Origin of the sequence: Collinsella aerofaciens (assembly GCF_015548375.1) — a bacterium.
GTDB lineage: Bacteria > Actinomycetota > Coriobacteriia > Coriobacteriales > Coriobacteriaceae > Collinsella > Collinsella aerofaciens_AB.
Window position 1 is genome coordinate 100,896 of record NZ_JADMWW010000004.1, and the last position, 22,620, is coordinate 123,515.

At 60.3% G+C, this 22,620-nt stretch carries 24 protein-coding genes and 1 tRNA gene; 21 read left to right on the forward strand and 4 right to left on the reverse strand.

Annotated features, from left to right (window positions below; genetic code table 11):
* Window positions 1–585 precede the first annotated feature (585 nt).
* From I1969_RS03215 to nagA, 16 genes are all read left to right on the forward strand, one after another.
* Window positions 586–1,611 (forward strand): substrate-binding periplasmic protein, encoded by a 1,026-nt coding sequence (locus I1969_RS03215; protein WP_229028227.1) that lies wholly within the window; start codon window positions 586–588, stop codon window positions 1,609–1,611.
* Between the two features lie 317 nt (window positions 1,612–1,928).
* Entirely contained in the window at window positions 1,929–2,513 is a 585-nt protein-coding gene (gene hpf, locus I1969_RS03220) for a ribosome hibernation-promoting factor, HPF/YfiA family (protein WP_195232795.1), read from the forward strand.
* A gap of 79 nt (window positions 2,514–2,592) precedes the next feature.
* Window positions 2,593–3,546: a DegV family protein gene (locus I1969_RS03225; RefSeq protein WP_138113329.1), complete on the forward strand. Its 954-nt coding sequence runs from the start codon at window positions 2,593–2,595 to the stop codon at window positions 3,544–3,546.
* A 92-nt stretch (window positions 3,547–3,638) separates the two neighbouring features.
* The gene (locus tag I1969_RS03230; RefSeq protein ID WP_195232797.1) at window positions 3,639–4,718 is read left to right on the forward strand and encodes an NAD(P)-dependent oxidoreductase; all 1,080 of its coding nucleotides are present in this window, start codon (window positions 3,639–3,641) and stop codon (window positions 4,716–4,718) included.
* Window positions 4,719–4,723: 5 nt separating this feature from the next.
* The gene (locus tag I1969_RS03235) at window positions 4,724–5,152 is read left to right on the forward strand and encodes a hypothetical protein (protein WP_118081574.1); all 429 of its coding nucleotides are present in this window, start codon (window positions 4,724–4,726) and stop codon (window positions 5,150–5,152) included.
* Window positions 5,153–5,167: 15 nt separating this feature from the next.
* Window positions 5,168–5,866, forward strand: a complete 699-nt coding sequence (locus I1969_RS03240; protein ID WP_195232799.1) for a HEAT repeat domain-containing protein — start codon at window positions 5,168–5,170, stop codon at window positions 5,864–5,866.
* Window positions 5,867–5,872: 6 nt separating this feature from the next.
* Window positions 5,873–6,958 (forward strand): isocitrate/isopropylmalate dehydrogenase family protein, encoded by a 1,086-nt coding sequence (locus tag I1969_RS03245; protein ID WP_195232801.1) that lies wholly within the window; start codon window positions 5,873–5,875, stop codon window positions 6,956–6,958.
* 126 nt (window positions 6,959–7,084) lie between these two features.
* Window positions 7,085–8,179 carry a hypothetical protein gene (locus I1969_RS03250; RefSeq protein ID WP_195232803.1) on the forward strand — a complete coding sequence of 365 codons (1,095 nt, stop codon included), beginning with the start codon at window positions 7,085–7,087 and terminating at the stop codon, window positions 8,177–8,179.
* A gap of 631 nt (window positions 8,180–8,810) precedes the next feature.
* Entirely contained in the window at window positions 8,811–9,254 is a 444-nt protein-coding gene (locus I1969_RS03255) for a PTS sugar transporter subunit IIA domain-containing protein (RefSeq protein WP_055310428.1), read from the forward strand.
* Complete coding sequence (gene yajC, locus I1969_RS03260; RefSeq protein ID WP_117654923.1) at window positions 9,254–9,535, forward strand: preprotein translocase subunit YajC; 282 nt, start codon at window positions 9,254–9,256, stop codon at window positions 9,533–9,535. The genes I1969_RS03255 and yajC overlap by 1 nt, the downstream gene beginning before the upstream one ends.
* A 36-nt stretch (window positions 9,536–9,571) precedes the next feature.
* Window positions 9,572–10,054, forward strand: a complete 483-nt coding sequence (agaV, locus tag I1969_RS03265; protein ID WP_022094611.1) for a PTS N-acetylgalactosamine transporter subunit IIB — start codon at window positions 9,572–9,574, stop codon at window positions 10,052–10,054.
* Between the two features lie 90 nt (window positions 10,055–10,144).
* Entirely contained in the window at window positions 10,145–10,945 is an 801-nt protein-coding gene (locus I1969_RS03270) for a PTS mannose/fructose/sorbose/N-acetylgalactosamine transporter subunit IIC (protein WP_195232805.1), read from the forward strand.
* The gene (locus I1969_RS03275) at window positions 10,935–12,017 is read left to right on the forward strand and encodes a PTS system mannose/fructose/sorbose family transporter subunit IID (protein WP_195232807.1); all 1,083 of its coding nucleotides are present in this window, start codon (window positions 10,935–10,937) and stop codon (window positions 12,015–12,017) included. The genes I1969_RS03270 and I1969_RS03275 overlap by 11 nt, the downstream gene beginning before the upstream one ends.
* 185 nt (window positions 12,018–12,202) lie before the next feature.
* Entirely contained in the window at window positions 12,203–12,934 is a 732-nt protein-coding gene (locus I1969_RS03280; RefSeq protein ID WP_195232809.1) for a GntR family transcriptional regulator, read from the forward strand.
* Between the two features lie 114 nt (window positions 12,935–13,048).
* Window positions 13,049–14,215, forward strand: coding sequence for an SIS domain-containing protein (gene agaS, locus I1969_RS03285; protein WP_195232811.1), 1,167 nt, complete (start codon window positions 13,049–13,051; stop codon window positions 14,213–14,215).
* Window positions 14,216–14,332: 117 nt separating this feature from the next.
* On the forward strand, window positions 14,333–15,502 hold the full coding sequence (gene nagA, locus I1969_RS03290; RefSeq protein ID WP_195232819.1) for an N-acetylglucosamine-6-phosphate deacetylase: 1,170 nt from the start codon (window positions 14,333–14,335) through the stop codon (window positions 15,500–15,502).
* Between the two features lie 74 nt (window positions 15,503–15,576).
* Here the strand turns inward: nagA and I1969_RS03295 are convergent, their stop codons facing one another.
* Entirely contained in the window at window positions 15,577–16,161 is a 585-nt protein-coding gene (locus tag I1969_RS03295) for a flavodoxin domain-containing protein (RefSeq protein ID WP_055310431.1), read from the reverse strand.
* A 156-nt stretch (window positions 16,162–16,317) separates the two neighbouring features.
* Between I1969_RS03295 and I1969_RS03300 the strand changes: the two genes are divergently transcribed.
* Genes I1969_RS03300 through I1969_RS03310 form a run of 4 tightly spaced genes read left to right on the forward strand, consistent with a single transcriptional unit; the run spans window position 16,318 to window position 18,872 of the window.
* A complete protein-coding gene (locus I1969_RS03300) occupies window positions 16,318–17,199 on the forward strand; it encodes an aldose 1-epimerase family protein (protein ID WP_195232823.1) in 882 nt (293 codons plus the stop codon).
* Between the two features lie 59 nt (window positions 17,200–17,258).
* On the forward strand, window positions 17,259–18,194 hold the full coding sequence (locus I1969_RS03305) for a hexose kinase (protein ID WP_195232825.1): 936 nt from the start codon (window positions 17,259–17,261) through the stop codon (window positions 18,192–18,194).
* Between the two features lie 37 nt (window positions 18,195–18,231).
* A complete protein-coding gene (locus tag I1969_RS11150; protein WP_267471213.1) occupies window positions 18,232–18,366 on the forward strand; it encodes a hypothetical protein in 135 nt (44 codons plus the stop codon).
* A 32-nt stretch (window positions 18,367–18,398) separates the two neighbouring features.
* Complete coding sequence (locus I1969_RS03310; RefSeq protein ID WP_195232827.1) at window positions 18,399–18,872, forward strand: YhcH/YjgK/YiaL family protein; 474 nt, start codon at window positions 18,399–18,401, stop codon at window positions 18,870–18,872.
* A gap of 209 nt (window positions 18,873–19,081) precedes the next feature.
* Here the strand turns inward: I1969_RS03310 and I1969_RS03315 are convergent.
* Window positions 19,082–19,157: transfer RNA gene (locus I1969_RS03315), tRNA-Thr, on the reverse strand.
* A 157-nt stretch (window positions 19,158–19,314) separates the two neighbouring features.
* Between I1969_RS03315 and I1969_RS03320 the strand changes: the two genes are divergently transcribed.
* Complete coding sequence (locus I1969_RS03320) at window positions 19,315–19,797, forward strand: PTS system mannose/fructose/N-acetylgalactosamine-transporter subunit IIB (RefSeq protein WP_195232829.1); 483 nt, start codon at window positions 19,315–19,317, stop codon at window positions 19,795–19,797.
* A gap of 37 nt (window positions 19,798–19,834) precedes the next feature.
* Here the strand turns inward: I1969_RS03320 and I1969_RS03325 are convergent, their stop codons facing one another.
* Together I1969_RS03325 and I1969_RS03330 are read right to left on the reverse strand one after the other, a co-directional pair.
* Window positions 19,835–20,968: an IS110 family RNA-guided transposase gene (locus tag I1969_RS03325; RefSeq protein WP_195232831.1), complete on the reverse strand. Its 1,134-nt coding sequence runs from the start codon at window positions 20,966–20,968 to the stop codon at window positions 19,835–19,837.
* Between the two features lie 487 nt (window positions 20,969–21,455).
* Window positions 21,456–22,508 carry an aldose epimerase family protein gene (locus I1969_RS03330; RefSeq protein ID WP_195232833.1) on the reverse strand — a complete coding sequence of 351 codons (1,053 nt, stop codon included), beginning with the start codon at window positions 22,506–22,508 and terminating at the stop codon, window positions 21,456–21,458.
* Between the last annotated feature and the right edge of the window lie 112 nt (window positions 22,509–22,620).

Sequence of the window (22,620 nt, forward strand, 5' to 3'; positions counted from 1 at the left end):
TCTTGGCGCCAAGCAGGCTGTGCGGAACTCAAAAAGGGCTCGTGAGGCGGTAATACGCTGCTACTAAATTGGTAACAGTACTCATATTTGCCGTTTTTTGCACACGGCACCCTGAGACGGGTGCCCCGGAGCTCCCCGCAGGGGAGCTCCGGGCTTCACGGGGCCACGAACGGCCCGCTTCGACCTGCGAAATCTGTACTCGCGATGCGAATGACGCCCCTAACCTTAAACTTTAGCTTGAACTTAGCTATAATGCGCTTCGTTCCTACCAGGCTGTGGTTGCGGACGGACGAAATGCCCGTCCTAGTCCAAGACAGACGCGGTCAAAGGGATCCACGTAAGCGACCGCGTGCGCGCGGCGCGATCATGGCGCGTCCTAGATGTAAGCCGCACCGTCCGTTCTACTTTCTTTGGGGCAATACCGCCTCGCGGGCGAGCGGGCCAGTCGTGAAGGTGGCTGCGGCCTCCCGAGCAAACACCCCGGTGCGCAAGTGTGGGGTCAAATACCAGGTCAGCTGGTGGGAACAACCTGATATTCCGCGCAACGCACGGATCGTATACGACACAGAAGGCAGGGTAGTGGACATGGTGAGGGGCAGCTTGATGCACGCGGCTCGGTTAGGTGCTGGGGCCGCAGCGGTCATCGCCGTTTTGGGCCTGAGCGGATGCGCGTTCAACCCGCTGTCTACGTTCACGACTCCCACGATCGACCAGATCGAGTACAAGACCGTCACGCCGGCGGTGTCGGACGATGCCCTGGTTACTCCCGGAACCCTGACGGTTGCCCTCGATACTTCCGATGCGCCGCAGGCCATGCAGGGCGCCGACGGCGAGCTCGCGGGGTATGCGGTCGACGCCGCCCGCGCCCTCGCAAGCCGCATGGGCCTTAAGGTCGCCTTTGTCGATGCGTCCTCGGCAGGTTCCGCGCTCGCCGACAAAAAGGCCGATATCTTTATCGGCGAGATCAACTCCACAGACGGGGACGTTAGCTCGCTCGGCACCTGCCTGTACGATGCCGCTTCTGTGTTCGGTAAAACCAGCGATGGTGGGTCGCTAAGCGTTTCCACCGATACCCTTAACACGTCTACCCTGGGTGTCCAGATGTCCTCGGCCTCGCAGGAGGCGCTTGCCAAGCAGAGCATCACCGCCAACCAAAAGACCTACTCCAACATCAACGAGTGCTTTGAGGCGCTCGAGTCCGGCGAGGTTGACTATGTGATCTGCGACTCCACGGCCGGTGGCTACCTTGCACGTCTGATGAGCGAGATCTCCTATGTCGGTGCGCTCGAGGCGCCCTCGACGCTCGGTGTTGCGGGCCTCTCGTCCAATGACGAACTGTGCCGTGCCGTGAGCGATGCCCTCGACGACATCACGGTCGACGGCACGCTCGAGGCAGTTCACTGCGTCTGGTATGGCAGGATGCCCTACGACCTCACCACTAAGACGGTTTCGGGCGCTAACGTGCAGCCGGGCGACTCTGAGTCCAGTGAGACCACGTCTTCCGGCAGCGAGTCCTCCGATTCCAACAATGAGACCGCATCCTCCGAAGACAAATCGTCCAGCCAGGAAGGCACCATCACCGACGACGACATTAACAAGCTTAATGGCTAGTTATTGCTAGGGGTGGTGTCTTCTATACGTTGGAAAGGACACCTCTTCACGGTTTCAACACGCACTGCCGGGCTTCCCCGATGGGGGAGCCCGGCTTTTTCATCTCTATAAAACCAGCAGTTCAAAGCCAATTTTCGGGACCAAATACAAAGTCGCCGGCTCCCTCCTATAGCGCACTTTGCCACAGAAAAGTGCGAGACTTCGGTATGCGGTATCAAGCAATCGTTATTCGGGTCTTTAGGAATCCGCGTGATTAAATGCACGGCAATGGGTACATAGCCAGTACAGTAAGTCCCCGAGGCAGATTGGAGCCACGTATGGATATCAAGGTTTCTGGACGCAAGACGACGGTAACCGATGCTCTGCGTGCGCATGTGGATGAGAAGATCGGCGAGGCGCTCAAGGTTTTCGATATCGAGCCCATGACGGTCGACGTTGTACTTCGCTATGAGAAGAACCCCTCGAACCCCAACCCGGCAATCGTCGAGGTTACGGTTCGTGTCCGCGGTTCGGTGATTCGCGTTGCCGAGCACGGTGCAGATATGTACGCCGCCATCGACCTCTCCGCCGATAAGGTCACTCGCCAGCTGCGCAAGTTCAAGACCAAGGTCGTGGACAACCGCCAGGGCGGTGCCAGCGCAGCGGATGTCGCGCCGGTCGAGCGTGTCGAGGATCTGGCCGACTTGCTGCTGCCCGAGGACGACGACGACCTGCTCGTCCGCGAGAAGGTCATCGATGTCACCCCGATGACTGAGGAGCAGGCGCTGGTGCAGACCGATCTGCTCGGTCACGACTTCTACGTGTTCGAGAACGCGACGACTGGCCTCATCAATGTGGTGTATCACCGTAAGAATGGTGGATATGGCATCATCAAGCCCCGTATCGAAACACTTGACGAGTAAAATACGTTAACTTGCATGAGTTAACGGCTGGCGGCCATCCCATGCGGGTGGCCGCCTTTTTACGTAAGGAGTCGCTTTGATGGACAAGGCTGCATCTACCGGCCATTCTGACCGCTGCCGCATCGTCGTCGATACCTGCTGCGACTTTAGCCCCGAGGTCGCCGCGAACCTCGATGTCGATATCTTGGGCTTCCCCTTTATCATCGATGGCGAGGAGCGCACGGACGATATCTGGTCGAGCATGAGCCCTAAGGAGTTCTACGACCGCATGCGCGCCGGTGCCCGCGTGTCCACCTCGGCTGTGTCGCTCGGTCGCTATATCGAGTTCTTTACCGAGTGCGCCAAAGAGGGCACACCCACGGTCTACCTGTGCTTTACCTCGGCGCTGTCGTCGAGCTACAACTCCGCGTGCCAGGCGGCAGATGCCGTGCGCGCCGAGTATCCCAACTTCGAGCTCTACGTGGTCGACAACGCTCTGCCCTGCGCGACCGGCGCGCTCTTGGCGCTCGAGGCCGTGCGCCAGCGTTCGGCGGGACTGACCGCCAAGCAGCTGGTCGATTGGGCAAACGAGGCAAAGACCTACGTCCACGGCTACTTTACGCTCGAGAGCTTCGACGCGCTGGCTGCCGGCGGCCGCATTCCGCCCGCGGCGGCGCAGCTCACGGCAAAGCTCGATGTCAAGCCCGAGCTCTCCTACGACCTGGCCGGCTCGCTGTCGCTGATCGGCGTCAACCGCGGCCGCAAGAAGGCGCTCAAGTCCATCCTCAAGTCGTTCCGCGAGAACTACGTGCCCGACCGCACCATGCCCATCGCCATCATGACGGCCGATGCCGAAAAGGACGGTGACTGGCTCGAAGCCGCCATCCGCAAGGAGGAAGGCTGCGCCGACGTCACGATCATTCGCAGCTCCGTGGGTCCCACCATTGGCTCGCACGTGGGCCCCGGCATGGTGGCCTGCGCGTTTTGGGGCAAGAATCGCGCCGAGAAAGCCTCGCTTTCCGATCGCATCGCGCGCCGTGTGCGCGGTGAGTAGACAGGCGTTACAACCGCGGGCGCCCCGCAGCTCAAGCGTTGGCGCCGAGTATTTAACCTGGTAACAACACCCAACCCAAAAGGAAAGGTTTCATGGCAAACAAGCTCTCCGTCGCATTCATTGGCACCGGAATCATGGGTGCCCCCATCGCCGGCCACATCCTGGATGCCGGCTATCCCGTCACGGTCAACAACCGCACCAAGTCCAAGGCTGCAGCGCTCGTTGAGCGCGGTGCCGTCTGGGCCGATACGCCGGCAGATGCCGCGGCGAACGCCGACGTCGTCTTTACCATGGTGGGCTATCCCTCCGAGGTCGAGGAGCTCTACCTGGCGGGCGACGGCCTGCTCGCGTGCACTAAGCCCGGCGCGGTCCTGATCGACCTCACCACGAGCTCGCCCGAGCTGGCGCGCGACATTGCCGAGGCCGCCCAGGTTTCCGGCCGCATGGCGTTTGACTGCCCCGTCACCGGCGGCGAGTCGGGTGCTATCGCCGGCACGCTTACGGCTATCGTGGGCGCTACCGAGAACGACATTGCCCCGGTCCGCGATATCCTTTCCACCTTTGCGGCAACCATCTGCTGCTTCGACGGCGCCGGCAAGGGCCAGGCTGCCAAGCTCGCCAACCAGGTGTCGCTGGGCGCCTGCATGGTCGGCATGGCCGATGCGCTGGCGTTTGCCGAGCTGAGCGGCCTCGATCTGGAGAAGACCCGTCAGATGATTCTGGGCGGTACCGGCAAGTCCGGCGCCATGGAGAGTCTGGCGCCCAAGGCGCTCGACGGCGATTACAAGCCCGGCTTTATGGTCGAGCACTTCATCAAGGACCTGCGCTTGGCGCTCGCCTATGCCGACGACCGCGAGCTTGCGCTGCCCGGCGCCGACGTGGCCTTTACGCTCTACGACATGCTCGATGCCATCGGTGGCGCCAAGCTGGGCACCCAGGCCATCACGGTGCTCTACAAGGAGGAGGCCGACGCCATCGCCGCCGGTCTTGACTGGTCGCAGTATCGTCCCGAGGAGCATGGTGCTCACGAGGAAGGCTGCGGTTGCGGCGAACATGGCGACGACCACGAGTGCGGTTGTGGCCACCACCATGGCGAGGACCACGAGTGCTGCGGCGGCCACGGCCATGACGACGGCCACGAGTGCTGCTGCGGCCACCATCACGGGGAGTAGCGCCCATGAGCTGGACGTTCGTGGTGCTTGCGCTGGTGCTCTTTCTCTTTGCGATCTACATCGGCTTTTTGTGCGGCCAGTGGGCGTGCGAAAAGCGCGTCATCACCAAGCGTGACTACTGGATTGCCAACTTTGCGGGAGCGGCGGCAGTCATCCTGCTGACCTGGGTGTTCTCGCTGTTCCCGCTAGTGCAGTTTGCGCCGATCGGCTGGCTCGGCGGCTTTATCGCCGGCCTTAAGATGAGCTTTGGCGAATCCGTCGGCCCGTGGCGCAAGCACGACGAGGTCTTTAACGTCAACAAGGCTCACCGCGCCGCCGCCGACGCGGGCGACGCCGAGGAGCGCCGCCGCGCGCGTCGCAATGGCGCGGCCGACCGACAGCTCATCTCGGTCACCGATGACAGCAAAGGTGCTGGCAAGCACGCTAAGAAATAGTAAAAAGAGGTAACTATGGCAGAAAACAAAGACGAACAGCTCACCGACGAGGAGCTGGCACAGCTCCAGCTGGCAGAGGAGAACGAGAACGCCGTCGACCGCCTGGTCAAGGAGCTCGGCTGCCCCACGCGCCGTATCCGCCAGTTTGCCGCCCGCGTGCTGCACCTGCTTGCCGAGCGCGATCCGCAGCGCGTCGTGCCCTGTGTGCCCGCGCTGATCGAGGCGCTCGATCGCCCCGAGGCTCAGACCCGCTGGGAGGCCCTCGATGCCCTGACGGCGCTTGCCACCACCTGTCCCGAGCAGCTGGGCGATGCCTTTGAGGGCGCCGAGACCGCACTGTTCGACGAGATTTCCTCCACGCTGCGCTATGCCGCCTTCCGCCTGCTGTGCGTGTGGGGCGCCACGAGCGTCGAGCGTTCGCGCGAGGCTTGGCCCATCCTGGACGAGGCCATTCAGTGCTACCACGGCGACCTCGAGTATCGCGACATGCTCGGTTGCCTGTACGAGTTTGGCCAGGGCGAGATCGACGCCGAGGTCGCCGAGAAGCTTGCGCTGCGCCTTAAGTTCGACGCCGAGAACGGCAAGGGCAGCTATCTCAAGGCCCGTTCGAGCGAGATTTGCGAAATGCTTGTTAAACGCTTTGACCTTGATCTCTCCAAAAAGAAGAAGCGTGCTAGCGTTAAAAAATCTGACGCCGCCGAAGACGAGGAGTAACAGATTATGGCGCACGATGTAGTCCTGATTCCCGGTGACGGTATCGGTCCCGAGATTACGCAGGCCATGCGCCGCGTGGTCGAGGCCACCGGTGTCCAGATCAATTGGAATGTCCAGGAGGCCGGTGCCGGCGTCATGGACGAGTTTGACACGCCGCTGCCCCAGCACGTGCTCGATGCGGTCGCCGAGACCAAGGTTGCCATCAAGGGTCCCATCACCACGCCGGTCGGCACGGGTTTCCGCAGCGTTAACGTTGCCCTTCGCAAGCACTTCGACCTGTATGCCTGTGTGCGCCCCTGCCTGTCGCAGCCGGGCGACGGCTCGCGCTTCCGCGATGTCGACCTGGTCATCGTGCGCGAGAACACCGAGGACCTCTACGCCGGCATCGAGTTCGATGAGGGCGCTGCCGAGGTCGAGGAGCTCTCGCAGCTTGTCGAGCGCTCGGGTCAGAAGACCTTCGCCGCCGATTCCGCCATCTCGATCAAGCCCATCTCCATCGCCAAGAGCCGCCGCATTGTGGAGTATGCCTTTGAGTATGCCCGCCGCTGCGGCCGCAAAAAGGTGACGGCCGTGCATAAGGCCAACATCATGAAGGCGACCGACGGCCTGTTCCTGCGCGTTGCGCGCGAGGTGGCCGCCAACTATCCCGATATCGAGTTCAACGACAAGATTGTCGACGCCACTTGCATGGGCCTGGTCCAGAACCCCAACGACTTCGATGTCCTGGTGCTGCCCAACCTGTACGGCGACATCGTGAGCGACCTGTGCGCCGGCCTGGTGGGTGGCTTAGGGATGGCCCCCGGCTCCAACATCGGTGCCGACTGCGCCATCTTCGAGGCAACGCACGGCTCCGCGCCCGATATCGCTGGCCAGGATATCGCCAACCCCACGGCCGAGATCCTTTCTGCTGCGATGATGCTCGATCACCTGGGCGAGAACGACGCTGCTAATCGCATTCGCGCCGCCGTATCTGCCACGCTCGACGAGGGCGAGCAGGTTACCGGTGACGTGCGTCGTGCCCAGACCGGCTCCGTCGAGGGGGCCGTGGGCACGCAGGCCTTTGCCGATGCCGTTATCGCGCACCTGGCCTAAGGCATGCGTGCTGCAAACGCCTAAATAGTACTTAAGTGTTTGCGTATAACCTGAGAATCAATACGCCCGGCGCTCTGTCGGGCGTATTCTATTGAGGACTATGTTTCCTAACAAGGAGTAACCGATATGGGTCTGATTCAAAAGAAGGACGAGAAGGACGAGATCGACGGCATCCAGATCATCGAGCGCGGCGAAGGCCCCGACGGTGACGAGGATGAGAAGATCGATCTGGTCGCCGGTACGTCTGCCGAGCACATTGCCGCCGGTACGACGGCCGAAGAGGAGGACGCCCGACTGGAGGCTCAGATTGCCGCGGATGCCGCTGACGAGAATCTGATGCCCGAGGCCCAGGATGAGGACGACGATATCCTGGGTTCCGATGAAGACGATCGCGTATCCAAGCACAAGAAGACGATGATCGCCGCCTTTGTGGTTGCCGTCGTGATCGCTGCGGTGGTCGGCTTCTTTATCGGCAATGGCGGCTTTGGCGGCAAGGGTGTCGGCTCGGCGACCCTGACCGAGGACCAGCTCGATTCGACCGTGGCAAGCTATAGCTACAACGGCAAGAAGAGCGATATCACCGCGCGCGAGGCCATCGAGAGCCAGTACAGCCTCGATACCGTCAAGGATAGTGATGGCAACTACACCGCTCCTTCTGCCGACGTCATCCTGTCCTACGTGCGCAACAAGATCCTGCTCGATGCCGCCGAGGACGAGGGCATTACCGTCTCTTCCAAGGAGATGAAGAAGTACGCCGAGGATTCCATCGGCACTTCTGACTACAAGACCATGGCCACGCAGTATGGCGTGTCCAAGGACCAGGCCAAGCAGATCGTCCGCCAGTCCGCGACGCTGCAGAAGCTCTACAAGAAGAAGGTGGGCGATAGCTCCGCAAGCATGCCGACCGCTCCGACCGAGCCTTCTGACGGCAACGAGGAGACCGCGAGCAAGGATTACGCCGACTACATCATCAACCTTGCGGGCGATGAGTGGGATAGCTCGAAGAGTACCTGGAAGGACGAGAACGGCACCTACGCTAAGGCCTTTGCCGACGATGCCTTTACGGCCGATAGCGCTACATATAAGCAGGCCATGACCGCCTACTACACTGCTTACCAGCAGTACTCTTCGCAGGCTTCGAGCGCCAGCTCCAAGTGGACCGAGTATGCTAACGGCCTCTACGCCAAGGCCAACATCAGCATCTACGGCCTGTTTGCGTAAGGTTTGCCTGCACTACTGCGCGCTAGCCGATCTGCCTGATTTAGCCCGCTAGAACGGACAACGTTCTAGCGGGCTTTTTGCTGCCGAAACCACTGGGGTAGGCCTCGCGCCCGCGCAAGCGCTCCATCGCGCTTCCCTAATTCATCTGGGAAAACAACTGCAAACGATTGCAAGTAACCGGTGAACGGTCGAAAACTACCGTTCACCGATAATCTCAAAACTGGTTCTAACTGGTATTAAGTCAAAAAGACCAATTCACATATCTTCACAATGACCTGCAATTTTTCTTCACGCTATTTTTAGCCGCCCTGCGTTGTTTAGACACAGGAAAAGATCCGATCTTTTGCCAAAACATTTCGAAACGGTTTCAAAACCGCAGGTAGAAGTGTTAACGACCGGTAAACGGTCGATTTATCACCGTGAGCGGTGCAAAAACGTTTTACCGTATGAATCAAGGAAAGCGACCTCTTCTGGGGTGATATAGTGACAACAACACGTCACGTGGTTACTACCAGTTTAGAAACCACTGGTCTTCAAAGAACGCTTTCTAAGAAGCTTTAAGGGCGAGCGCCCGCTGGCTTCCGAGAATCATCGGACTCAGATTGTACACACCTTCGGAAGGGAAATTTGAATGGTTGGCTTTATTCTTACCGGTCATGGACAGTTCGCACCCGGCCTTGCAAGCGCTATCGCTATGGTTGCCGGCGACCAGCCCGCTTTTACCGTCGTTCCTTTTGAGGGCGACCAGGCTGCTTCCTACGGTGAGGATCTCCGCGCCGCTATTACCGCCATGCGCGAGGAGTGCGATGGCGTGCTCGTCTTTACCGACCTGCTTGGTGGCACCCCGTTCAACCAGTCGATGATGATTGCCCAGGATGTCGACAATGTCGAGGTTCTGACCGGCACTAACCTTCCCATGGTTATTGAGCTTCTGTTCCTCCGCGGCAACGCCACGCTCGCCGAGCTTGGCGAGCAGGCCGTGACCGTTGGCCAGACGGGTATCACCGCCCAGACGGTCGCATCCGTTGCCGGCTCCGAGGAAGAGGATATCTTCGGCGACGAGGACGGCATCTAATGGCCGATTTCGGAGCCAACGTCCTGAGCTCCTCGGTCGCCCTTTTAGGCCTGCTCGCCATCATGGGCTTGATTTACACCATCTGGTCGCAAATCAACATGAAGAAGAAGCAAAAGTACTTCAAGGAGCTGCACACCGAGCTCAAGCCGGGTCAGGAGGTTCTTTTCGCCGGCGGTATCTACGGAACCGTCAAAGGCATCGAAGGCGAGAAGGTCCAGATCAAAGTCCGATCCGGAGCCGTCGTAGATGTTTCGCGTTACGCGATTCAGGAGATCAAGTAACTGTCGTCAGCAAATATCGAAAGGAAGCTGATCAACATGGCAGAACCCAACATTCTTCTTACCCGCATCGATAACCGACTGGTTCATGGTCAGGTTGCAACCCAGTGGAACTCCACCCTGGGCTCCAACCTCATCCTCGTCGCCAACGACGACGTGGCGTCCAACACCATGCGCCAGAACCTCATGAAGATGGCCGCTCCCGCCGGCGTCGCTACGCGTTTCTTCTCCCTGCAGAAGACCATCGACGTCATTGGCAAGGCGAGCCCGCGCCAGAAGATCTTCATCGTGGCCGAAACACCGGAAGACGTGCTTACGCTCGTCAAGGGCGGTGTGCCTATAAAGAAGGTAAACATCGGCAACATGCACATGTCGGAAGGAAAGCGCCAAGTCGCCACCTCCGTCGCAGTTAACGACGAGGATGTCGCTGCGTTTAAAGAGCTGCAGGAATTGGGGGTGGAGTTGGAGATCAGGCGCGTTCCGAGCACGCCTGTTGAGGACACGAGCAAGCTCTTCTCGTAATCCTCGTGATCCACGTTGTCAGGAGTGAAACCCTGACGTTCTGTACGTGATATCCAAAGTGCGTACATACATTTTGAAAGGAGGAGCAAGATGGAATACTCGATCATCCAGATCGCTCTGGTCTTCGTTGTTACGTTCATCGCGGCAATCGACCAGTTTGACTTCCTCGAGTCTCTCTATCAGCCCATCGTCACCGGCGCCGTCATCGGTCTTATCCTTGGCGACCTCAACACCGGTCTTCTCGTGGGTGGTACCTATCAGCTCATGACGATCGGCAACATGCCGATTGGAGGCGCTCAGCCGCCTAACGCCGTCATCGGCGGCATCATGGCAGCCATTCTCGCTATCGCCACGGGCCTCGAGCCCAACGCGGCAGTCGGCCTCGCCATTCCGTTCGCTCTGCTTGGCCAGCTTGGCGTTACCCTGGTCTTCACGCTTATGTCCCCGCTTATGTCCACGGCCGATAACATGGCTCACAACGCGGACACCAAGGGCATCGAGCGCCTGAACTACTTCGCCATGGCTCTGCTCGGCCTGATCTTCGCTGTCGTCGTCACCCTGTTCTTCATCGCTGGCGCTACCATCGGTCAGACCATCGCTTCTGCCATCCCGACTTGGCTGCAGACCGGTCTGTCCGCTGCAGGCGGCATGATGCGCTTCGTCGGCTTCGCCGTCCTGCTCAAGGTTATGATGAGCCGCGATATGTGGGGCTTCTTCCTCATGGGCTTTGGCCTCGCGCTCATCACCGTTGCCAACGATTCGCTGGCAACCCCTGCTCTGCTCATCCTCGCTCTCATCGGCTTCGGCATCGCTTTCTGGGACTTCCAGCAGCAGACCGAGCTGAAGGGTGCAGCTGTTTCTGACGGAGGTGACTTCGAAGATGGCATCTAATGAGTATGTGATCCCGGAGCACTACGAGGATCTCACTCCTGCTCCGCAGCTCGACCAGAAGACCCTCAACAAGATGGCTTGGCGCTCCTGCTTCCTGCAGGCATCGTTCAACTACGAGCGCATGCAGGCCGCTGGCTGGCTTTACTCCATCATCCCCGGTCTGGAGAAGATCCACACCAACAAGAACGACCTCGCGGCTTCCATGAGCCACAACCTGGAGTTCTTCAACACCCACCCGTTCCTCGTCACCTTTGTTATGGGCATCGTGCTTTCGCTCGAGCAGAACAAGGTTGACATCCCCACGATCCGCGCCGTCCGCGTCGCCGCAATGGGCCCGCTCGGTGGTATCGGTGACGCCCTGTTCTGGCTGACGCTCGTGCCTATCACGGCCGGCATCACCTCCAACATGGCCATCAACGGCAACGCCGCTGCGCCGATCATCTTCCTGGTGATCTTCAACGCCGTCCAGTTCGCTCTGCGTTTCTGGCTCATGAACTGGTCCTACAAGCTTGGCACCAGCGCTATTGACGCTCTGACCGCCAACATGCAGGCCTTCACGCGTGCCGCTTCCATCATGGGCGTCTTCGTCGTCGGTTGCCTGGTCGTCACCATGGGTGGCACCCAGATCAACCTCCAGATCCCCAACGGCACCACCCGTGGCCTTGCCCCTACTACCGTGATTGTCTCCGAGAAGGAGGCCGAGAACTTCACCGGTATGGAGGGCATCGATACCGAGACCGCTGAGGCCGGTACCATCGCCATGACCGATGAGGACGGCAACGCCCTCACCGCCACCGATGCCGACGGCAACGAGGTCAAGTGCGGCGTCGCCGATCTGGGCAACGGCATGGAGTCCGTGACCTACGCTACCGTCACCGAGGATCCGGTCAACTTCTCTGTTGCCGACACCCTCAACACCATCGTCCCGAAGCTCGTCCCGCTTATGCTTACGCTTCTGCTTTACTACATGTTCGCTAAGCACAGCTGGACCCCGACCAAGGGCATTCTCCTGCTCTTCGTCCTTGGCATCCTGGGCGCTGGCCCGCTTGGTCTCTGGCCGAGCATCTGGTAAGGCTCTAGCTTGAGGGGTGTGTCCCTACGCGGCTCACACCCCGACCCCTTAAGCCATGTGTATGTTAAAAGCCGCGTGCTCGAAAGAGCGCGCGGCTTTTGTTTTCTTGATGATTCGGGTGTGGCAGACAGATAATGCTAAACACCCTAGGTAGTTAGCCGAATTCGAGCAAAAGGGAGGATAGGATGGCGATCGGAGCGCGTAAGCAACCGCTGTACGATCAGCTGGTCGATATTCTGACCGAAAAGATCGACCATGAATATCGCGCCGGTGACATGATTCCTTCCGAGCGCGAACTTTCGGAGCGCTATGGTCTCTCGCGTACTACGGTACGCCTGGCTCTGCAGGAACTGGAGCGTTTAGGACTGGTGGTTCGGCAGCACGGTCGCGGTACCTTTGTGATTGACCGTTCGGCAAAGGCAACCAATCTTATACAGTCCTACAGCTTTACCGAGCAGATGCGCGCGATGGGTCGCGACCCCGAGACCACGATTCTCAAGTTTTGCGAGATGGAGGCCGATAAGAATCTGGCCGAGCATATGGGATTGCGTATCGGTGATCGCATTTTTAAGCTTAAGCGCCTTCGTTCTGCCGACAACATGCCCATGATGGTCGAACGCAGCTATCTACCAGTTCGTCAATTTCTGTCCCTAAAGCGACCGCTGCTGGAGCGTAAGCCGCTTTACGATGTGATTGAGCAAGACTTTCAACAAAAGATACGCGTGGCCGAAGAGGAGTTCTATGCGAGCATAGCCCGTCCCACCGACGCGCACCTTTTGGGAATTGTCGAGGGCTCGCCTGTGCTCGATTTGGTCAGGACTACGTATAACGAGTCAAACGAGGTTGTGGAGTACACACTCTCGGTTGCTCGTGCCGATCAGTTTAAATACAAGGTTTACCACCAGCGTAGCGATTAGTGTCCGCATCGTTTCCATATGATGATTCTTTGCATTTAACTGGTTACTACCAGATAACCAACCGAAGTGTATAATTGCACGTCAGAGGATTACTTCTAGAGAGAGGTATTAAAAATGTTCGAGAAGAGTGTCGAGGAGCTCACCGAGCTCGGCGCCCAGATCACCACGGCCGAGATTGCTCAGCAGCCCGAGCTTTGGCGTGATACGCTCAACATCTATCGCGAGAACAAGGAGGCCATCGAGGCCCTCCTGGCCGAGGCTCGCGCTATGGGCGAGGGCCGTCTGTCCGTTGTCTTCACCGGTGCCGGTACGTCCGACTACGTTGGCGATACCTGCGCCCCGTATCTGCGTCACGCTGGCAACACTGATCTCTACGACTTTAAGCCCATCGCCACGACCGACATCGTGAGCGCTCCGCGCGACTTCCTGCGCGCCGAGGATCCCACGCTCGTGGTTTCCTTCGCCCGCTCTGGCAACAGCCCCGAGAGCCTTGCCGCCGTTGCCGTTGCCAAGGAGCTCGTCCACAACGTCAAGTTCCTCAACATCACCTGCGCTCCCGAGGGCAAGCTCGCCGTCGAGTCTGCCGATGATCCCAACGCGCTGACGCTGCTCATTCCGCGCGCCAACGACAAGGGCTTCGCCATGACCGGTTCTTATTCCTGCATGACCCTGCTCTCTACCCTTATTTTCGACACTGCCTCTGATGAGCAGAAGGCCGAGTGGGTCGAGACGATTGCCAAGATGGGCGAGGAGGTCATCTCCCGTGAGCCCGAGATCGCCGATTACCTGGCTGGCGACTTCAACCGCGTGACCTACTTGGGTTCTGGCTCCTTCGGTGGCCTTGCCCAGGAGAGCCAGCTCAAGATCCTCGAGCTCGCTCACGGTCTGGTCGCTACTTCCTACGACACCTCCATGGGCTATCGTCATGGACCTAAGTCCTTCGTCGACGATAAGACGCTCGTCTTCGTGTTCGTCAATAACGACGCCTACACCCGTCAGTACGATATCGACATCCTCAACGAGATCGGTGGCGACGAGATCGCTCAGCACACCATCGCCGTTCAGCAGGAAGGTGCCACCGTCTACGAGGGCGAGTCCTTCACCTTTAAGGGCTACGAGGCACTTCCCGAGGGCTACCTTGCTCTGCCGTTCGTGATGTTTGCCCAGGCTATCAGCCTGCTCAACTCCGTGCGCGTGGGCAACACGCCCGACACGCCGAGCCCCACTGGCACGGTCAACCGCGTGGTTAAGGGCGTGACGATTCACCCCTTCACCGCTTAATCGCGTCCCCCTGTAAGGGCGCCCGTCCGCTCATAACGGCGGGCGGGCGCTTTTTGTTTTACGTGAGCTGGGTATAAGCATTACCACAGTCAACTGCTTTAGAAGCGAGGAGTGCATATGAGCACGTACGCAATTAAGGCTGACAAGTTCTTCTTGCCGGCAGGCCCGCAACTGGGCGGCTATCTTATGGTCGAGGATGGCGTCTTTGGCGCCTGGCAGGCCGACGAGCCCTCTTGCGAGATTAAGGACTACACGGGATCGTGGATCGCACCGGGTATGGTCGATACTCACATCCATGGCTTCTACAACCACTCAACTACTGATAACGATCCCGAGGGCATCGATATCAGCTCGACTGAGCTCGCCCGTCGCGGTACCACCAGCTGGCTGCCCACGACGTTCACCGATGGCGTCGAGCAGATCAAGGACGCCTGCGCCGCCATCGCTCAGGCGGACGAGGGTCGCGGCCCCGACTTCTGCGGTGCTCGCATTCAGGGCATCTACCTGGAGGGCCCCTTCTTTACCATGAAGCACGTGGGCGCGCAGAACCCCGCTTATCTTATCGATCCCTCCGAGGAGGTCTTCGATCAGTGGCAGGAGGCTGCGGGTGGTCGCATCGTTAAGAGCGCCATGGCGGCCGAGCGCGACGGTGCCGCTGCTTATGCGGCTGCTCTGAACGCCAAGGGTGTGGTGACCAGCATCGGTCACTCCGACGCCACCTACGATGAGTGCATCGCCGCCATCAACGCCGGTGCCAGCTGCTTTACGCATACCTATAACGGCCAGCGCGGGTTGCATCACCGCGAGCCCGGTGTTGTGGGTGCTGCCATGTCCACGCCCGAGGCCTACGCCGAAATCATCTGTGACGGCAAGCACGTAAACCCTGCCGCCATCAAGGCACTGCTGCAGGCAAAGGGCTGGCAGCATACGGTGCTCATCACCGACTGCCTGGGCTGCGGCGGCATGCCCGAGGGCAGCTACACCAGTGGTGGTATGGACGTCATCATGAAGGACAACCTGTGCTGGCTCGCCGACGGCAAGAGCATTGCCGGCTCGGTGCTCACGCTTGCCCAGGGCGTCAAGAACATCGTCGACTGGGGCATCGCCAGCGCCGATATCGCCATTCGCATGGCAACCGAGGTGCCGGCACGCTCCGCGCACATCGAGGATAAGTGCGGCAGCATCATGCCGGGTCGCGACGCCGACTTTGTCGTGTTCGACCATGAGCTCACCCTCGTCGAGACGTATGTTGGCGGCCAGAGCGTCGGCAACGCCTTTACCGAGTAACGATAAAAAAGACGGCGGGCCCGAATCTGCTCGGACCCGCCGTATGGGTTAAACGCTCAAAAGCACCTTCACAGTTACAGCTTGTTAGCAATCTTCTTTGCCGTGCGCTTAACGCCGGCCACCAGGCCTCCCGCAGGATGCTCCTTCTCGTATGCTAGGCGCTTCTCGCGCTTGGCGTACTCTTCGACGATGATGTCGCCATACTCGTCTTCGATCTTGTCGAAGAAGTCGACGGCGCCCTTAATTTCCTCCGCGGTCGGGTGTCCCTTTTGGACACCGCCGGCGAGCTTGAACGGCCCCCACGTATCAAAGCCGGGGCAGCCGTAGACACCCATAAAGATGGCCTGCCTCATGCGGCAGATGCCATCGATATCCTTGCCGTACCACTTGTTTTTGCCACCGTAGGTCATAAGGCCAAACACCTTGTCCTGCGGCTGCAGCACGTTCGTGAGCACGCGTGCCATGTCCTTGTCGATCTCGGAGTAATAGATGCCCGTGGCGACACCGATTAGATGATATTCGTGTAGGTCGGGGTACTCGTTTTTACCGAGCGCCTTGACGTCGAGGGTATCGATCTCGGGGTGTGCCTCGACGATGGCGTCCACGAGCTTTTTCGTATTGCCGTGGTGGCGCGAGGCGTAGAGGATGATGGTTCGCATAAGAAGGCCTTTCAGCTGTAATTGCATCAATGTCTGTATGGTACCCCGTTGCATGGCTGGGATACCGCACGCATCGATGAACGTGCAGGCTTGTCCTTTGGTCAGGGCTGAGACGGGTACTTGTGAGCAAAAAGCAGTTGTTCGAAAGGATGGGCAATGGAATACGCTCTCTCCAACGATTCGATTTCTATTAAGGTGTCCACGGCTGGCGGTTCGTTTACCTCGATCGAGGCTGGAGGTCGCGAGTATCTTTGGCAGGGCGATCCCGCCGTATGGTCCGGCCAGGCACCGATTTGCTTCCCGATTTGCGGAGGCTTGCGCGACAACAGCGCCATGACGTTTGCCGGGCATCATGTAAAGCTCGCTCGCCACGGCTTTGCGCGCAAGCAGGAGTGGAAGCTGCTGAGCCAAGGCGAAAACGAGCTGGCGATGTGCCTGGCTTCGGAGGATAACGCCGCGCTGCTGAGCGATTATCCGTATCCGTTTAAGCTTGTCGCCCGCTATACGCTCGAAGACGCCGCCGTGCGCGTCTCCTATGAGGTTACCAACGAGGGCACCGAGGACATGCCGTTCTTTATCGGTGGGCACCCCGGCTTTAGGTGTCCGCTCGATGAGGGCGAGGCCTATACGGACTACGAGTTGCGCTTCGATAAAGACGAGGCTGCGGAGCTTTGCACCGCCGTACCCTCGACCGGATTGATCGATGTAGCTAACCGCTCCAAGAACCCCATGGTGGGAAAGACGCTGCCCCTGTCGCATGAGCTCTTCGATTTTGCGGAGACCATCTTTGACGTGCTCGAGAGTCGTCAGGTCACGCTTTCCAAGAAGGGCGAGGACAAGGGCGTTCGCTTGAGCTTTGAGGGCTTTCCGTATCTCATTGTGTGGAGTAAGCCCGAGGGCGATTTTGTGGCAGTTGAACCCTGGGGCGGCCTTTCGACCTGTTCCGATGAGGACGACGTGCTTGAGCATAAGCGCGGCTGCCTTGTCGCCAAGCCCAAGGAGACCGTCGTTCGCTCGTTCACGATTGAGATTCTGTAATTCCGTTTTGTCGACTCGTATCGCGAGGCATAAGGAGCCTGCGAGATAAGGAGCTAAAAATGATCCTCACCGTTACGATGAACCCGTCTGTCGATACGCGCTATCAGCTCGATGAGCTCATTATCGACGACGTCAACCGTGTGACGCCCGAAAAGACCGCCGGCGGCAAGGGCCTCAACGTGGCCCGTGTGCTGGGTCAGCTGGGCGACGACGTTGTGGCAACCGGTCTGCTCGGCGGCCACATGGGCGCCTACATGGCTGAGCTCATGGATGCCAACGGCATTAAGAATGATTTTGTACCCATCAAGGGCGAGACTCGTATTTGCCTCAACATCCTCCACGCCGGCAACCAGACCGAGCTGCTCGAGAGCGGCCCGACGATTGCCCCCGAGGAGCTCGATGCCTTTACCGCCAAGTTTACCGAGCTTGCGAGCAAGGCCGCTGTCGTTACCATCTCGGGTTCGCTACCCCGCGGTGTCGAGGCAGACTACTATGCCAAGATCACGGGCATTGCCGAGAAGGCCGGTGCCAAGGTGCTGCTCGATACCTCGGGTGCTTCGCTCGAGGCCGCCCTTAAGTCCGAAATTAAGCCCGAGCTGGTCAAGCCTAATCTGACCGAGATTAACGGCCTTCTGGGCACGAGCTTTACCACCGACGATGTGGACGAGCTCCGCGCCGCACTTGCCTCTGACGCCCGCTTCTCCGATATCCCCTGGGTCGTCGTGTCCATGGGTGCCGCCGGTTCCGTGGGCTTCCACAATGGCCGTGCGTTCCGCGCCAAGACTCCCGATATCCCCGCCGTTAACGCTACGGGCTCTGGCGACTCGACCATTGCCGGCTTCGCACATGCGATAGCTGCTGGCGCAGACGACGAGACGGTGCTGCGTACCGCCAACACCTGTGGCAAGCTCAATGCCATGGATCCCATGACCGGCCATCTGGTTATGGACCGTTGGGACGAGGTCTACAACGGCGTTGCCGTGACCGAGCTGTAAGAGCTTGGGCGTCGGCCCCGGCATCGGTTGCTTGCTTGTGGATAGAGCCGATGACAAGTGCGGTAGCATTATGCCGGGGCGCGACGCCGATGACGTCGTGTTCAATCCCGACCTTACCCTGGTCGAGACGTATGTGGGTGGCAACAGCGTCGGTAACGCGTTTGCCGAGTAGCTGCCAAAGAAACGATCCGAGAGGGGATTTAGATGATTTACGGTGCACTGGGCGATATCGAGGAATACCGCGGAATGCTCAAGAGCCTCGATGTGCTGATCGACTGGCTCGAGGAGAACGACCCGGCGCAGCTCGAGGTCGGCAGCCATCAGATCCTGGGCGACAAGGTCTTTGCGAACGTCATGGCTCCCACGACGCGACCCGAGGCCGAGGCTCACTATGAGACGCATCAGCGCTATCACGATCTGCAGATCGACGTTGAGGGTCGTGAGGCCTTTAAGGTCGCCACGGGCAGCCTGACGCTGGTTCAGGAGTTTGACGAGAAGGACGACTACGATCTGGTCGATTCCGACGCTTCGATTGCCGGCGATCTTGCTGACGACAAGTTTGCACTGTTCGTTGCCGGCGAACCTCATATGCCCACGCTCGAGTTCCCGGGCGATGGCGCACAGCCGGTCAAGAAGATCTGCTTTAAGCTGCTTGCCGACGCCTACTGGGAGGAGTAGCGAACTGCTCGGCTGAGCTGTTCGTGTTGTGAGCGTTATCCCTTGGAGGAGCGCGCTTGGGCCCCGCTGATCGCGGTTCCTTTGGGGATTGCGGTTGGCGGGGCTTTTTGCTGTGTAGGGGAGTTGCCGGCGACGTTGTGCTTGGATTGGCGGATGTGCGTCCGAAATCGGCAACAAAAAAGCCGTCCGAAGGCGGCTATCTTGTGCAATGGAGCCAGCGACCGGGCTCGAACCGGTGACCCCCGCTTTACGAGAGCGGTGCTCTACCAACTGAGCTACGCTGGCGGCCATGTGGTGACGCAACTGAGGCGTCAACGGCTGTCTATGATACGGGACATCGCACATCCGCGCAAGGGTTCCGACGGCTTTTCTCACTTTAAATGCACTAATATTGGAGACGTGATGTCCCGCTCGTATGGGTCTCAAACAGAATGGGGCAGCCATGGCTCAACCCAAGATTCTTCTCACGCGTATCGATGACCGTTTCATTTACGGGCAAGACGTTGAGCTGTGGAACGAGGCGACTGGTTCCAACCTTGTCCTAATCGTCAACGATGAGATCGCGGCGGATTCGCGCCAATGGGCACCCATGAGGGCGGCGGCGCCAGAAGGCGTCTGGACAAGGTTTTTCTCGGTGCAAAGGACTATCGACATCATTCATACCGCAACGCCGCGTCAATGGATTCTGATCATGGTAGCCTCACCCGTCGATGCGCTCGCGCTAGTTAAGGGTGGTGTGCCGATTACCAAGATCAGCATTGGCCATATGCAGACAGGGGAGGGCAAACGCTCTGTAACGCCCGCAGTCGCCATAGACGATGCGGACATCGTCGCCCTCAAAGAGCTGCAAAAGCTCGGCATAGAACTAGAAATCCGTTACCTCCCCAGCTCCAATCCCGACCCCATCCAACTAGTCATTGGGTAGTCATTGGGTGTTCCTATAGTTTTGTCAACCGTCGGGGCTACTCCCGGTAGGGCACCCGGTCGCGCATCACGGCGTATATCGCCCTGAGCCGCTTCCTCGCGACGGCCTTGAGCGCCCGCCCGTGCCCCATGCCCCGCGCCCTGCAGGCCCGGTAGTACTCGCCGTAGCGCCCCGAGGACCTCACCAGGCTGTTGCACGAGAAGATCAGCAGGGACTTGAGCCTCGCGTCGCCGCGCCTGGACGCCCTGACCGACCTCACCGACGTGCCGGAGCTCCTCACCCTCGGGGCTATGCCGCAGTACGAGGCCAGGTGGTCGTGGTCCGGGAACCTCCCGATGTCGACCGACACCGCGAGCTGCGCCGCGGTCCTCGGGCCGATGCCGGGCACGGTGAGCAGGCACGCGTAGGTCTCGTCGCCCTCGAGCAGCGCCGCCGTCTCGGCCTCGAGGGCCCCGGCCTCGTCGAGGGCCTCCGATATCCGGGCGGCCAGGAACCTGACCTGCCTGTTCTCGGCCTCGACGAGCGCCGGCGGGGGCGCGGTGGAGGCGGCCGCGGCCTCCCCGGCGGCCTCGGCCCGCGGGCCCCCGGCCCCGGAGCGGGCGATCCCCCACGCCCCGCCGAACCCGGCGAGCAGCTCCAGCCACCGCCGGTCCGACAGGTCGACCGCGGCCTCGAGGGCCGGGCAGGACTCGAGCAGCACCGCGCGCAGGCGGTTCTTGTCCCTGGTCGCGCAGGCGACGACGTGGTCGCGCTGCGACGAGAGGGCGCGGGCGGCCTCGAGGGCCTCGCCGCGGCCCGGGACCCCCGACAGGGAGTCCGGCACGCCCAGGGCGGTCCGCGCGATCACCGCGGCGTCGCGCTCGTCGGTCTTGGCCTCGCCGGCGAACAGGCCCGCGGCGCGGCTGGCGGCGAGGCCGGGCAGGTAGGCGACCCCGAGCCCCGCGGCGCGGGCCCGCCTCACGGCGAGGGACCCTATGTTGCGGAACTGGTCGACGACGACGAGCGTGCCGGCGGGCGCGGAGGCGAACAGCGCGTCGAGCTCGGCCTCCCTGTTGCGGACGGGGGCGCTGTCCAGCACCTCCCCGTCGCGGTCGATCAGGCAGGCCCAGTGCGATGACTTGCCGACGTCCAGGCCGAGCACGGCCGCGGGTCTGGTGGATGGCGCTTTCACGGTGGTATCCTTCCGGTAGTCGTTCGACCGGATGGCCTCCCCCTCGGCACTCACATTACCAGCCGCGGCACCTGCCCGGCACTTTCCTATCAGCCGTCGGGGGCGGCGCGCCCCGCGCCGGCAGCACCCAACTGGCCCTCTCGGGGGCAGGGACGTTCGGCCGTGCGCGGGCGCCCGGTCGGCGGCCCGTTCTGGGCGCGCCTCAATCGTAGCCCGAGACGGTCCCGGGCTGACAATTTCGACTGTAATGGACGTTCTTAAATGACTAGTCAAGCGGGACACCCTTGGCACTTGGGGACGTTCCTTATGTGCCGGCCTTTTAGGAGCGTCCCCAAGTGCCGGCAGATTGGGACAGTCTTTCTTGCCAAACGTTAAAGACTGTCCCCAACGACTAGTCATTTAAGAACGTCCCCAATGACTAGATAGCAAAACGCCCGTCGGCGGTGGTGCCGGCGGGCGTTGCTGTGCAATATGTTGCATTGTGGGCTTAGTGCCTCATAAAGTGGTACTCGATCACATTGCTGTAGGGGTGACCCGGGCCCACAATGCCCTGCGGGAACAACGGCTGGTGCGGCGTGTCGGGGTACATCTCGGCCTCGAGAGCAAAGCCGGCGCCCCAGCCATAGTTAGCATCGTCCTTGGCGTGCTCGTCGCCCAGCCAGTTGCCGGTGTAGAGCTGCACGCCCGGTGCGGTGGTGTAGTAGTCCAGCTCGCGGCCGGTCCACATCTCCTCGACGTGCATCGCGCGGCGGAGATTGCGGCCGTACTGATAGCCATCGATGCACAGACAGTGATCGTAGCCACGGGCCTGCTTAATCTGCGGGTCGTCGGCCTCCATGCCGGGAGCGACGGGGCGCAGCTCGCGAAAGTCAAACGGTGTTCCCTCGACCGGAGCGATCTCGCCGGTGGGGATATTCTGCTCGTTGATGGGCAGGTAGTGGGCAGCGTTGGCAACAAAGAAGTGCTCGCAGTCCATGCCGGCGTTATGGCCGGCAAGGTTAAAGTATGTGTGGTTGGTCATGGACACGTAGGTGGCGCGGTCGCTCTCGCAGCCATACTCGATGCGAAAGACGCCGGTGCGTGTAACGGTAAACACGGCCGTAAAGGTGCGTTTGCCGGGAAGGCCCAGTTCGCCATCCTCAAGCGAGGTGGTCATGCGCACGGCGTTGTGAGTCTCGTCGAGCTCAACGTCCCACACGCGTTTATGCAGACCGTGCTCAAGATTGCTGTGCAGGTTGTTGGCGCCCTCGTTGGCGGGCATATGCCAGTCCGTACCGTCGATGGTGATCGTGGCGCCCGCGGTGCGGTTTGCCACGGGGCCGATGGTCGCGCCAAAGCAGGCGGGGTTGTCAAAGTAATCCTCGAGCTTATCGAAGCCCAGCACCACATCGCGCACGTTGCCGGGAATGTCGGGCACGTCGATACCAAGCACGGTGGCGCCATAGTCCATAATGCGAACGCAGATCTCGGGCCCGTTGAGGGTGTAACGATGAACGGGGGTACCGCACGGCGCGGTGCCGAAAAGCTCGGAAGTGATCATTTGGTTCCTAACATCGAGGTATTTCCGACAAACTGTAGCGCGAACAGGCGAGATTATCACTACACCCCACTAAAGCAGGGGGTATTTTTCTCAAAAAAGTGATGATTGGAGC